A 12,755-nucleotide genomic window follows, 5' to 3' on the forward strand; every position below is an offset into this window, starting at 1 on the left:
GCCAGCCAGGCGCGCTGCCGCTGACCGCCGACCAGCCGCCAGCGCACCCACCACTGACCGTCGGCCCGCTCGACCTGCGGCACCACCCGGCCCGCCCGGCCCCCCCCCCCCCCCCCCCCCCCCCGGCGGGCCCCCCTCGACCGTGCCGTTTACGGCTGGTTGCGACGCCGTTCGCCGTCGATCCCTTCGGTGTCGACGCGCTCCTTGCGGACGGTGTCGGAGACGGTCCGCTCGTCGGCGACCTCGTCGACCTCCATGCGGACGCGCTCCACCGGAACGGCCTCCTTGTCGACGTGCACCTGGTCGGCGTGCAACGTCACCTCGCGTTCCTCCTCGCCGATCTCGGGCCTGCGACCGGTCTCCCGATCGGTGATCGGCTCGCGTTCGATGCGAACCTCCTCGTGGGTCACCGGGACGCGCACGTTCTGTTCCTCGGTCACCACGTACTTGCGGAGGCGGGCGGTGCCGACCTCTTCGCTCTCGGTGCCCACCCGGAGCTGTTCCTCCGAGCGGATCATCGAGTTGTCGGTGGTCCTCGGGTTGCCGTGGGTCATCGGTTCGTCGCCGCCGGGGCGGATCTGCTGGCGGCCGTAGGTGTTCCAGCCCGCTGTGCGCGGGTCGACGTGATAGTGCTGGAACAGCTCCTGCTCGGACTGCGGGCTGATCCGCCCGCCGTCGTCGAGATGCGGCGCGGACTTCACCTGTTCCTTGTCGACGTGCAGGCTCAGGGTGTCGTCGTCGGCCCGGTGCTCGGCGCCGGCCAGCGGCACCAGCGAATCGCTGCTGAACAGCCCGGTCGAGACGGCGGCCCAGGTCGGCGAGCCGGTGGAATTGTCGATGTAGATCTGCTTGACCTTGCCGATCTTCTCGCCCCGCTCGTCGTACGCGGTGGCTCCGATCAGCGAGTCCAGTGTCGCTCTGCCCATGATGATCCTCCTACCTTGTGCGGAGGTCGCCCGATCCCGGCCACATCGGGTCCGGGATGGCGGCTCCGTTGGGTTGTGGTGATCGGTCAGTGCAGTTGTCCGGGTTCGGCCGGATCAGCTACCTCGAGGCAAATACCCGAGCCTGCGGGACACAAACAACGCCCGGTCAGCACGGCATCGACGCTGTCGGCGCCGGTTCTTCGTCTCGCGGGGGCAGCACCACTCTGCTCGGCACCATCTGAGCGTCCGGGTCAGGCGTCGGCGCGCTTGACGAAGTTCGGGCGGATGTCGAGGTCCGGCGCGTCGTAGTAGCGGTGGAAGGTAGGGGTCAGCACGGCGGAGATCGGCGGGTTGACCCAGCTCCAGTCGGTGGGGCACCGGCGGCCCGCCGCCTCCTCGCGCTGGACGTGATCGCAGAACTGCTTGGCGACCGTGTGGTGGTCGACCATGTGCACACCCGAGTTGCGGAAGCTGTGCAGGACAGCGTGGTTCAGCTCGATCAAGGCCTTGTCGCGCCACAGGGTGCGCACCGACGAGGTGTCGAGTCCCATCATGTCGGCGATCAGCGGCAGCATGTTGTAGCGGTCGGTGTCGCTGAGATTGCGCGCGCCGATCTCGGTGCCCACGTACCAGCCGTTGAACGGCGCGAAGGGGTAGGTGATGCCGCCGATATCCAGATCCATGTTCGAAACAGCCGGTAGCGCATGCCATTTCAATCCGAGCGTGGCGAACCACGGATAGTCGGGATGGCTCAGGTCGACCTCGCGAACGAGTTCGCGCGGCACGTCGAAGTAGCGCAAGCCCTCCTCGGGTGTGCTGATCAGCACCGGAAGCACGTCGAACGGGGTGCGGTCGCCGCGCCAGCCCAGCGCCACGGCCTGCTCGGTGGCGGCGATATTGGCGGGGTCGCCGGTGACGGTGCCGTCGCCGTTGGGATACCCGGCGTAGCGAATCAGCTGCGAACTCACGATCCGGTACTCGCGGCCGGGCTCGCGCTGCGGGCCGACCGTGATCATCGACTGGATCGCACCCCCGTTGGTGGCCAGCCGCAGATGTTGCCAGCACGCCTCGGAAAGCTCTCGCGCGGAAGTAACCAGCCGCGCGTCCAACAGCTTCAGCGACCGCCAGTGCTTGCGTCCGACGCAGCGGGCGTGATTGCGCCAGGCCAGCTTCGCGCCGATCAGGATCTCCTCGGCGGTGTGCCGGTAGGTACCGGTGCCGCGCAACTCGGCGAGGGCATCGAGGCGGCGCTGGGCCGGTAGATGGCCCAATTCGGGATGGCGGAAGAACTCGTCGCACTCGCGCAGCCTGCGGTCGAGGGCGAGATCGGCACCTTCGTCCGAAGAGACTGCGGCGGTGGCCTTTTCGTAGACGGTGGGGCGCGAGCGTTGGTTCACGGTACATCTCCGGTCGGGCAGGGGTGCGTGGCCGTGCGTTGGGTGCCCGGGACACGGAGAATCGCCTGCGGGAGAACACCCTCTGATGGCGCGCGCCTACCTCATCAGCGGTGGGTCGTCGCCGCGTGCGATGCCGTCGGTGTTCGAACGCCCGAATTCGTTGCCAGCCAGCCTACGGCGAGTGTGCTGGCAGTGTGCTCCGAATGACCGTAATCGCACGGTGATCGACGTCAAGCCATGCTGACCTTGCCCGGAGCTAACGGAATCGCGCGGCGTTTTCCTGTGCCGTGGCGAACGCGAGGAATTGCTCGTTCTCATGCGGATCGCCGATGGTCACTCGCACGCCGTCGCCCGCGAACGGCCGGACCAGCACGCCCGCCGCGGCACTCGCCTCGGCGAAGGCGGTGCTGCGCTCGCCCAGCGGCAGCCAGACGAAATTCGCCTCGCTCGGCGGTACCTCGTACCCGGCCGCCAGCAGCGCATCGCGGACCCGGTGCCGTTGCGCGACAAGCACATCGGTGCGGTCGAGCAGTTCACCACGCGCCTCCAGCGAGGCGATGGCCGCCGCCTGCGCGACCCGGTTCACGCTGAACGGGATGTGCACCTTCAGCAGCGCGGTGATCACCTCGGGATCGCCGACGGCATAGCCCACGCGCAGGCCCGCGAGGCCGTAGGCCTTCGAGAACGTGCGCAGCACAACCACATTCGGGCGGGTACGGCCGATCTCCACACCGTCGGGGCGAGTCTCGGGAGTCAGGCGCAGGTACTCGAAGTAGGCCTCGTCCAGCACGACGAGCACGTGCGGCGGCACCCGATCCAGGAACCGCTCCAGCTCGGCGCGGCCGTGCGCGGTGCCGGTCGGGTTGTTCGGATTGCAGACGAAGATCAGCTTGGTGCGCTCGGTGACGGCCTCGGCCATCGCGTCCAGATCGTGCAGATGTCCCTCGGCCAGCGGCACCGGCACGGCGGTCGCGTTGCCCACCTGGGTGACGATCGGGTACGCCTCGAACGAGCGCCACGCGAAGACCACCTCGTCGGTGGCTGCGTCGCAGGTGATCTGCACGAGCTCCTGGCACAGCGCCACGCTGCCGCAGCCGACGGCGACATTGGCCACGGTCACGCCGAGGAAATCCGCCAGCGCCGCCCGCAGCTCCGCGACCTGGTTGTCCGGGTACCGGTTGGCCAGTTCGGCCGACTCGGCGATCGCCTTGGCCGCGCTCGGCAGCGGACCGAAGGTCGTCTCGTTCGAGGCGAGCTTCACCGCGTCCGGGTGATTGCGGCCGGGAACGTAGGCCGGAATGGTGGCGAGGTCGGGGCGGATGTGCGCGGTCACGCCTCCACCCTACGGCGAACCGCGCGGCCGACGTGCAGCGCGGCGGGTAAGACCTACCCAACCGCAGTTCTGCCGCCTACGCTGGGTTTATGGCGGGCACTTACGACGACGTCGCCCCGCTTCGGCTCACCGAAGCGCGCGACACCGAGACGGCAGCCACCGCGACGCGGACCTCGGTGCCGATCACCGTGGTCGAGCCGGAGCGCGTCGCCCGCGGCGGAATCGTCCTCCTGCACGAGTCCCGCGAGTTCTCGCCCCAGCTGCTCGACCTGATGCGGTCGCTGTCGGTGGAGGGCTGGATCGTGGTCGCGCCGCACCTGTTCGACCGGATCGGTGACGAGCAGGTGCGCGAGGTGTTCGGCGACGAACTCTTCGACGACTTCGACGCCGGCTTCGACTGGCTCACCCGGCGCGGCGTCTTCCCCGACACCATCGGGGTGCTCGGGTTCGACACCGCGGGTACCGCCGCGTTCCTGGTCGCCACCAACCGGCCCATCGGCGCCGCGGTGAGCGTGGCCGCGCCCGGCATCACCGAGCCGTTGCCGGATCAGGAAGTCGCCCTGGTCGATGTCGCGGCCGACCTGCAGGCGCCCTGGCTCGGCCTGTTCGGCGCCGACGACCCGGCGACCCCGCCCGAGTCCGTCGACCGGCTCCGCGACGCGACCGCGCGCGCGAATGTGGCCAGTCTCACCATCACCTACCCGGGCCTCAGCCACCGGGCCGACCGACCCGATCCGGACGACGACGCGGCCAACGCCATTCGGATCGACTCCCAGACCCGTATCTACGACTGGTTCGACAGCAACTTACGCTGATTGACCAGGCGTTTTGGACTACATGAACTGCTCGTGTAATCTTCATTCCCGGCGGTTCGACAAGGACCGGTGCCCTCGAAGAGAAGGCTCCAGGAGGCGTGCCAGAGCGGCCGAATGGGACTCACTGCTAATGAGTTGTCCCTTCACGGGGACCGGAGGTTCAAATCCTCTCGCCTCCGCCACACCCGGTTCGCCGGGTAACAACTGAAGAACCATGCGCCCGTAGCTCAACGGATAGAGCACTTGACTACGGATCAAGAGGTTAGGGGTTCGAATCCCTTCGGGCGCACAAAAGAACCGCCTCTCACCAGGGTTTACCGGTGAGGGGCGGTTTTTCGTCTCGGGGAAATCTCTCCAGATCCACTACTTTCCCCTTACAAACGATCCACTACTTTCCCTCGGTGAACTTGTCGAGGGCCTTCCTTGCGTCCGGTCCGACAGTCCGCCGTTCGAGGTAGTGCCGCTCGGTCGTATCCAGCTTCGCATGCGACAGCTGGGCTTGCGCTTGAGCCGGACCAAGGTCATCACGGACCACCGTCGCGACAGTCGGGCGGAAGCTGCGCGGGGTAACCCACCTCAGATCCTTGGGCAGCGCGGCCCGCAGTGAGCGACGCATGTTCGCCAGGCTCATCCACTCGCCGTTTCTGTTGGCGAACACCGGGCTGTCGGGTGCGGGGTCCTTCGGGCGCAGCTTTTTCAGCGCTTCCACCGCGAGCTTGGGCAAGATCACAGTGTGGTCTGGCGCATCTCCTTTTCGTGTGTCCTGGCGGTGTAGCGCCTGCCCTTTGACCTTGCCGTGGTCGATCATGGTCCCGGTAGTCGTGACCGTTGGCGGATCGGCCTTCAAGAGCGCCTGCTTTTGGCGCACAGCGCCGCCGCCGCGCTTCGACGCGCAACCCAGGCAGGTAAGGCGCAGCCTGGGCGCGTCGGCGCGTCGGCGACGCTGAGCGCCAAAAGCAGGCGATCGGAACTCTGACCAGCTCACCCAGCATCGATCTGAGCAGTGGACGAGGCCGACAAGAGCCGGGTCGCGGATTGCTGAACGGAATCCGCGAGCCTGATTCGGCCGGCACATGCCCCGATCGACGGCCACCAGATCACCGACTCCCAGACGGTGCTGCCGCACGAGCTTCGCTCGATTGCCTCATAAGACCCTGCCTACCGAACCCACGTAGACGGTCACCCAGCCGTCACCAGTCCACCCGGAACCCGCAGCACAGGTGCCCGATCACCAAGCCACTCACCAGGTGCGACGAATTGCTGAACGAAAAATCGGTGCATCACCGCCTGGGCGACGAGCATCGAACACGCAGGTCAGGGGACCGTGATGCCGAGCCGCGCAGCTTGGGCAAGGGTGGAAACCCAATCCCGATTTACCGCTGTGTCACCGAGTTCAGCCACTGCTTCAACTCCCAGTTCGTCTTCCACTCTCGACCAGCCACTACAGGATGACGTACCACACGCCACCATCGGTCCTTAGAATCCGGATCGCAAACCCTGCATGGCTCATTCTGGTCAAGCGCGATCTTCCATTGGTTTGCCCTGGAATCGCGAAACTCGATCCAGAAATTCTGCGTATCGCTGGGTCCCTCAAACGTGATCTCCTTGGAACCACCCGCCTCGATGTGGGAGGCGTCATACCCGGCGAACGCAACCCGACCACCAGATGTGTTGTCCCATCTGGTCTTAAGCGCGGCGATCTCCTCGTCCGAGGGCTTACGACCTTTCGTCGCGCGCAGTGCATCGACAAGAACCTCTCGAAACGACGACGTCCGCCCTTGGCTCTCCCATACGTCGAAGATCGACTCGTCCGAGAAGTTATGAATCTTGGCAACAATGTTCCCGGTCTCAGCCTCGTGGTGCATTGTCGTCAATCGAATATGCCTCGCCTGAGCGAACTCCTCGCGTTTCAGATTCGCGCGGTAGTACAAGACGCCCGTGCCAAGCGACAGCACTGTTCCTAATGCTCCTAGCCATGCTGGCAGAGTCCCAAAGAACGTGGCCTCTAGCGCGATTGGCATATTGCTCGACAGCATGTACGAAGTATCCAGCACAGGGGATTCGGCCAGCGAACGGGGGCGAAGGGCCGTTGCATATAGCGACCTCCGGCCGCTTGGCCCTGTTCCGGGTTGGCCTGCATTGTGATCCCGCGCTCCTCGCATCTCAAGGGCGCCGATGGCGTCAGCTTCGCTGATTGCTGAGCAACCCTTGGCCTGTGAGCCTCTGCGCGTGAACGGCAAGCCGTATCGGGCAGGCGGTGAGCCAGCCCCCGGTGTGCGCGCCCCAACCCAGAACAGGGCCAGCTGTCTGTGGCACCATTCCGCACAGTCAAATGGGTAGAGCGGTAGCCCAGATGATCTGCGCGCGTCGCCTTCGCGTCATGCAGGAGCAGCGACAGGGACCAACCAACGAGATCTCGGCGATAACTGAATCCGATAGGGGTTCGGTACCGGGCGCTGCTGCGGGAAGCGGCGGCGGGCGTGGGTGGAAACGTTGTCTGAGGCGCTCAGGCGTACCTGGATGCGTGGCTCGTTGAGCAGCGATTAAAGGCCGATCGTGAGATGTCTGACCGGCTTACCAAAGCCACCTGGGTTCTTGCGGGATGTACGTTTGTGCTGATGCTTGCGACCATCGGCCTAGTGGTCGTCGCGCTGATCGAAGGCTGATCACGTTACCTGCGGCCGTAGAAAGGTAGCGAGGCCGAATGGTTGGGTGGTCACCGGTTCCTCTCCGGCTGGACGATGGAACCTGTCATCCAGTCGGAGATCAACGACCTCGATCTACTCGGCTGCGAGGACCGCTACTGACGGGCAGAGGCTACGGCCCCCAACTTCAGGCGCTGGACACTAAATGCGCTCATTGATCAGCGTTTGGAACCCGCGACTCGATTCCAGAACGTGCCGCGGCAGAGGACGCTCCTGAAAGTGCTTGTCGATGAACTGCTGCAGAGTGCCTTTGGTTGTCGCCGCGTAGTACCGCCATCCACCTGCGATCGTGGCAAAGGACCGGGGAGACCGCTCGCATATTCCTTCGAGAAGCCGCAGATCAGAATAGGAAATTGTTCCGGGAGGGAATACGCGCTGCTGAAATCTTGCAAACTTGGGATGAGCTCTAGCCTGGAAGTCCATTTCAGCGAAAATGGTGTTTGGAACACTACTATCGGGGACCACCACCAGCGGAACGAATGTATTAGTTCCGTATGATTTTCCTTGCCATCCAGGGTTTGCCAAGTGATCGATAGTCGAAATGAGCTGCTCGTATTTTTTGTTTGTGAATATCTTGTCGATATCTACGGCATATGAAGCTGCATCACCCAGTCCTTGGGCGATCTTGAAATCTAGCGGGTGATTGGTGGCATCTATTACGACACACAGTTTATTGCCGAGGATTGCCCAATCGCAAACCGATGGCAATTTTCCCTTCTTTTGCCAGGCGTCCTGCATTTGAGATTCGTTCAGGATTTCTGCTGATCCAGCAGCTTCCGTCGCGACAATCCTTTCGATCGTGCGTCCAACCAATTCTTCGAACATATAGTCCATTGCTTGACTGAAGTGTCCCGCAGTCTTCTTTGTGTGTTTTTCGGCGAAACTTGAGTATGTCTCCCAGTAGAGCTGATTTCCAATAAATCGATCTATTCCCCACTGATGCCTCAAGAGTATGAACTTGTTGGAATCGATCTCCAGGAAAGGGAACTGGGTCATCGTATAGCGCTGATACTGGACATCGCCGCGCCTCCGATCCCGTGCCAGGCTATCGCGGTATTCGGCCGACTTCATAGACATTCGCTCTGACATGAAACGGACGGACTCTTCGCTGGCGCCGTCGCTGGTGAGTTGTGCAGTGTCGAACACTACCTCTCCGGCCCATGACCGCTGGCGAACGATATCTCCTAGGCGGAGTAGATCTACTAGGTCTAAGCCGGTCGCAACCTCAAACGCTTCAGCTGGTGTTTTACCCAGGGTGGGGTTGGTCACTCGACTCGGCCACAGGGAGAACCAAGTTTCAAAAGTAGTCGCCTGAACTACTTCCAATTTGAGAGGCGCGTTAAAGAGCATAGCTGCGACTTCGTCCACCAGCATGTCGCGCATCAACCGATATAGAGCTTCGGCGTCGAGTCCTGCCATCTCTTTCTCTACGGCATTGCGTTCAGACACAGTAGGAATATCTCCGGCGAAGCGTTTATCTCGCTGCTGCTCTGAGCTAATAGATAGGAGCAACAAACAGATCGTTTCCCTATCCAGCTCGTTTTCAACTCCGAATGAACCGAATTCTATTGCTTCACGAATTAATTGTGTCACGGTGACCGGCGGAGCAAGCCTATGACCTGAATCAATTAGTGAACGCAAATTCGACGCCCAGCTAGTCGAAAGTGAGTCGACGAATTTTTGCTCTATCTTTTTGGTATTCCAGTCTGTCGTTATTGCTATATCGAGTTCGCGTTGCAACTGGGCCAGCTCAGTGAGGAGTAGGTCGGTATTGGTTCCCGCCAGCATTTCGTGACGGTCTCGCTCTGCGATTAATTCGGCACCAACTTCACCGGCGACGATCGTTCGCGGACCAAAGTCGACCACGCCAGCCATCTGCTGAGCCCAGTCTTCGAAGGTTTCGGGCTGCCGTGCACGCGGCTGACCCGAATGGTTCGGTCCTGGACGACTGGCCGACTTTCGCTCGGCACGCTCACGAGCGCGCCGCTGCTGACGGGTCTCTGTCATCCGTTGATCCTCGCGCGGATTCGGTCGCTTAACAACTTTTTCCGGATGGAACCTGAATCGCACGCCTACTCGCTGGACCCCTGCCTCCCGTGTGGGCGTCGACTTTCCCACCGCCGGGTCGGCAGGGCTAACCCGCCGGCTACTGATCCTCGGCGTTGTCGACCATGGCCAGAGCGGCTAGATGCCGCTGCCGGATCGCCGCGGTATCGCCGGTCGGTTCCGATCCCGGCGCCGGTTCGTGCTGCGGCGCTGGCCGATCTACTACGTGCTGTGTCTCTGTCATGCCTGGTTAGGCGTTGCCGAACAGAAACGCTTCCATCGAGTTTCCGTAGCGACCAGCGGGCTTGACCGAGGCCGGATCGAACCTGCCGAGCGGTCGATGGGTAATCGAACGTATGTGCGAATCGATCCGGCTCTACCTGCGCAATGGGCGCTGGACGGAACCGGCTCCCCGCTACTGCCCGAACGGTCACCGGCTTGGTCTTGGCCAGGTGCTCGTCGGTGCGGTGCCTTGCTTTCGGAATGGTGGTCACCATCGAACGCACTCGTGTCGAGTCTGCGCCACGACGACCTTCACCCCACCGCTGCATACCGACTGCGATCACTACTCATAGGCAGTCTTCCGAAGCCGGAGAACATGACTCACCCACTACTTTCCCGGTACAAACCCCCGGTGATTCGGGCAAACAACGGCAGATAGCCACATAGCGAAGAACGCAAAACGCGCTGATAGCAGCAGGTTTTGGAGTACGTCGGCGGACAGTCGCAGAGCAACGGAACTACCAAGAGGTTAGGGGTTCGAATCCCTTCGGGCGCACAAGGAAAGAACCTTCGACCTGTTCGGGTCGGAGGTTCTTTTCGTTGGGGCTACTTCCAGGCGGGCAGGGGTGGGAGGGGGCCGGTGAGGTCGGCGCCGGGGGAGCGGCCGAGGAGCCAGGCGAGCAGGGCCGAGGCGGGGCCGAGGACGGTGTGGTTGGGGCGGCCGGGGCCGACGGTGGCGATGAAGTCGGTGTCGGTGGCCTGGATGTCGAAGGTGGGGGTCGCGTCCGGGACGAGTTTGGCCGACAGGTCGCTGATGGCCTCGGGGAGCAACCGGGCGACGAAGGGGGCGGGCCAGTCGGCGGGGGTGTAGTCGACGCCGAGGTCGACGTGGTGGATCTCGGTCTCGCGCAAGCGCATCCACGGGATCAGATCGGCGGTGAGCGAGCCGCCCTGCCGGTTACGGACCACGGCCTGCCAGTCCCCGGCGGGCATCGTGGTGGCCACGGCCTGCCAGCGGTGGGCCGAGGCCGTGAAATCGGCGTGCTGCACGGCCAGGGACCGCGGTGCGCCCGCCTCGATGTCGGCGTCGCGCAGTTCGACGCTGGCGTACTGGGGGATCTCGATGCCGGTGCGTGCCCACAGCAGCAGGTTCAGCAGGCTGTCGGCATTGCGCGCCATGTGCGCGATGACGTGCCCGCGGGTCCAGCCGGGCAGCCGGGACGGCGCGGCCAGCTCCGCCTCGGTGAGCGCGCCGATGGCGGCGTCGAAGCGGGCGGTGGACTCGGCGACCCGGGCGAGCAGGTCGGTGGGTGTTGCCGTTGCGCTGGTCACGGGATCGAGCGTAGTTGCCTGGCCCGGCCCGCACCGGCGATCGAGCCGGTGTCGCGGCCTGCCTGTGGATAACTCCGAACCTGTGGACAACTGGGGAGTTTTCGCGATCGGACGCCCTGGCCGGCGACCGGGGTGTGTGACGATTCAGCCCACGACGATCGCGTCGGCTTCGATCTCGATCAGGAGCTCGGGCGCGATCAGGGCGGTCACCTCGTACATCGAGGCGGCGGGGCGGATCTTGTCGAACACCGCGGAGTGCGCGGCGGCGACCTCGGGCCAGCGGGTGATATCGGTGACGAAGATGCGGGTGCGCACCACATCCCGGAGGCTCGCGCCCGCTTGCTCGAGTGCGGCGGCGATGCGGGCCAGCACCTCGGTGGTCTGCGCGCCGATGTCGTCCCCGCCGACCGCGCCGCCACCGGGGACGGCGGCCGTCGTCCCGCTGATTACGACGTGATCGCCGACCCGCACCGCCCGCGAATACCCGACGACATCTTCGAAATCGGAGGCAGAGGAAATGTTCACCCGAGTTGTGGTCATGGCAGCCAGAATGATCCACCGTGTGGTGGATGACAATTCATATTCCGGTCGGCTGCTGGTCGGCTGGGCGCGGTACGCATGCCGGATGAACGCACGTCCAGGTATCCGCCTACTCCCGCTCACCGCCGTCCTGTGCGCGGCCGCCGTCGCCGGCTGCTCCACGCCCGGCTCCGACGCCGACTTCACCGTCGACAAGGACCAGACCCTGGTCATCTCGCTCGACGACCTGGTCGCCGAGACGGGCAAGAGCGCGGTGCTCGGCGTGGAGCTGGAACCCGAGCACGGGAACCTGACCAGGCGCCTCGACGGCTCCTACGAGTACACACCGGTCGCCGGCTATCGCGGGCTCGACCAGTTCAAGGTCACCACCACCGACGCGGTTCGGCTGTACACCACCGACATCCCGGCGCTGGGCGAGTACGGCGGCACCACGGTCCAGGGCAGCGGGTTCGGGTCGGCCTGGACTCCGGTGCCGGGCAGCGCGGACGAGTTCTACGGACTCACCGACCGCGGCCCCAATGTCGACGGTCCGGCCAAGAACGAAAAGCTGGCGCCCACTCCGGCATTCGTGCCCAAGATCGGCCGCTTCAAGCTGATCGACAACCGGGCGGTGCTGCAGTCCAGCATCGAGCTGCGCACCAAGGCCGGCGTGCCGTTCAACGGTCAGGTCGACACCGCGGCCTCCACCGGCGAGACCATCAAGGATCTGCGGGGCAACGTCCTGCCGCCGACCGATCACGGCCTGGACCCGGAAGGGCTGGTCGCGCTCGCCGACGGCACCTTCTGGGTGTCCGACGAATACGGTCCGTTCCTGGTGCACTTCGCCGCCGACGGCACCGAGCTCGAGCGCCTCTCGCCTGGCAACGGACTGCCGAAGGAGATCGCGCTGCGCTCGCCGAACCAGGGCATGGAGGGGCTCACCATCACGCCCGACGGCAGCACGCTGGTCGGCATGGTGCAGAGCGCGCTCAACACCCCCGGGCTGAGCGGCTCCGCCAAGGAGGTGCCGTTCGCGCGGATCGTCACCGTCGACCTGAAGACCAAGGCGCAGAAGGAATTCCTGTACCCGCTGGAGAACCCGAAGCAGAACAAGGTCGCCGTCTCGGAGATCACGGCGCTGAGCGCGACGACCTTCCTGGTCGACGAGCGTGACGGCAACCTCGCGCCCGAGTCGAACAAGAAGATCTGGACCATCGACATCGCGGGCGCCACCGACGTCGGCCCGCAGGCGAGTGTGCCCGCCGCCACCTATGACGCGGAGAAGGGCGGCCTGCAGATCGAGGGCAAGCCGCTGGAGACGTTCGTCGGCATGTTCATCGCGCGGATCAGCCGCGGTCGCACCATCCGGCAGTTCGTCACCGGCGTGCTGCTGGTGCCCAGCGTGGTGAGCCTGCTGTGGTTCGCCGTGTTCGGCGGGGCCGGCATCTTCGAACAGGGCA

General features: G+C 64.4%; 9 protein-coding genes, 2 tRNA genes and 1 pseudogene. 4 read left to right on the top strand and 8 right to left on the bottom strand.

The annotated features are described in order from the left end of the window. Positions 1 to 149: 149 nt before the first annotated feature. From QH270_RS01225 to hisC, 3 genes are all read right to left on the bottom strand, one after another. Complete coding sequence (locus tag QH270_RS01225) at positions 150 to 926, bottom strand: PRC and DUF2382 domain-containing protein (protein ID WP_280338500.1); 777 nt, start codon at positions 924 to 926, stop codon at positions 150 to 152. 251 nt (positions 927 to 1,177) lie between these two features. After that, complete coding sequence (locus QH270_RS01230; protein WP_280338508.1) at positions 1,178 to 2,233, bottom strand: nitric oxide synthase oxygenase; 1,056 nt, start codon at positions 2,231 to 2,233, stop codon at positions 1,178 to 1,180. 346 nt (positions 2,234 to 2,579) lie between these two features. Beyond that, positions 2,580 to 3,656 carry a histidinol-phosphate transaminase gene (gene hisC, locus QH270_RS01235; protein ID WP_280338501.1) on the bottom strand — a complete coding sequence of 359 codons (1,077 nt, stop codon included), beginning with the start codon at positions 3,654 to 3,656 and terminating at the stop codon, positions 2,580 to 2,582. A gap of 89 nt (positions 3,657 to 3,745) precedes the next feature. Here hisC and QH270_RS01240 point away from each other — a divergent pair, with 89 nt between their 5' ends. From QH270_RS01240 to QH270_RS01250, 3 genes are all read left to right on the top strand, one after another. Further along, entirely contained in the window at positions 3,746 to 4,471 is a 726-nt protein-coding gene (locus tag QH270_RS01240; RefSeq protein ID WP_280338502.1) for a dienelactone hydrolase family protein, read from the top strand. A gap of 92 nt (positions 4,472 to 4,563) precedes the next feature. Continuing rightward, positions 4,564 to 4,653 (top strand) — tRNA-Ser (locus QH270_RS01245). Positions 4,654 to 4,687: 34 nt separating this feature from the next. Beyond that, positions 4,688 to 4,760: transfer RNA gene (locus tag QH270_RS01250), tRNA-Arg, on the top strand. Between the two features lie 99 nt (positions 4,761 to 4,859). Here QH270_RS01250 and QH270_RS01255 read toward each other — a convergent pair. The 5 genes and pseudogenes from QH270_RS01255 to QH270_RS01275 all read right to left on the bottom strand — a co-directional run. Beyond that, a pseudogene (locus QH270_RS01255) lies at positions 4,860 to 5,318 on the bottom strand (site-specific integrase); the annotation flags it as partial. Positions 5,319 to 5,844: 526 nt separating this feature from the next. Further along, entirely contained in the window at positions 5,845 to 6,507 is a 663-nt protein-coding gene (locus tag QH270_RS01260) for a hypothetical protein (RefSeq protein WP_280338503.1), read from the bottom strand. A gap of 810 nt (positions 6,508 to 7,317) precedes the next feature. Beyond that, positions 7,318 to 9,183 (bottom strand): hypothetical protein, encoded by a 1,866-nt coding sequence (locus tag QH270_RS01265; RefSeq protein WP_280338504.1) that lies wholly within the window; start codon positions 9,181 to 9,183, stop codon positions 7,318 to 7,320. Positions 9,184 to 10,050: 867 nt separating this feature from the next. Further along, on the bottom strand, positions 10,051 to 10,776 hold the full coding sequence (locus QH270_RS01270) for a maleylpyruvate isomerase family mycothiol-dependent enzyme (protein ID WP_280338505.1): 726 nt from the start codon (positions 10,774 to 10,776) through the stop codon (positions 10,051 to 10,053). 144 nt (positions 10,777 to 10,920) lie between these two features. Next, positions 10,921 to 11,316, bottom strand: a complete 396-nt coding sequence (locus tag QH270_RS01275) for a RidA family protein (RefSeq protein ID WP_280338506.1) — start codon at positions 11,314 to 11,316, stop codon at positions 10,921 to 10,923. A gap of 85 nt (positions 11,317 to 11,401) precedes the next feature. On the opposite strand from QH270_RS01275, the gene QH270_RS01280 reads away from it, so the two are divergent. Next, on the top strand, positions 11,402 to 12,755 hold a 1,354-nt coding region (locus tag QH270_RS01280; protein WP_280338507.1), incomplete at its 3' end, for an esterase-like activity of phytase family protein.

It is taken from the genome of Nocardia neocaledoniensis (assembly GCF_029868625.1).
In the GTDB taxonomy this organism is placed as follows: Bacteria; Actinomycetota; Actinomycetes; order Mycobacteriales; family Mycobacteriaceae; genus Nocardia; species Nocardia neocaledoniensis_A.

Bases quoted from the DNA above. Each gene is read 5' to 3' on its own strand.
- QH270_RS01225 (WP_280338500.1), bottom strand. From the start codon at position 926: ATGGGCAGAGCGACACTGGACTCGCTGATCGGAGCCACCGCGTACGAC.
- QH270_RS01275 (WP_280338506.1), bottom strand. From the start codon at position 11,316: ATGACCACAACTCGGGTGAACATTTCCTCTGCCTCCGATTTCGAAGAT.
- QH270_RS01240 (WP_280338502.1), top strand. From the start codon at position 3,746: ATGGCGGGCACTTACGACGACGTCGCCCCGCTTCGGCTCACCGAAGCG.
- QH270_RS01265 (WP_280338504.1), bottom strand. From the start codon at position 9,183: ATGACAGAGACCCGTCAGCAGCGGCGCGCTCGTGAGCGTGCCGAGCGA.
- QH270_RS01260 (WP_280338503.1), bottom strand. From the start codon at position 6,507: ATGCTGTCGAGCAATATGCCAATCGCGCTAGAGGCCACGTTCTTTGGG.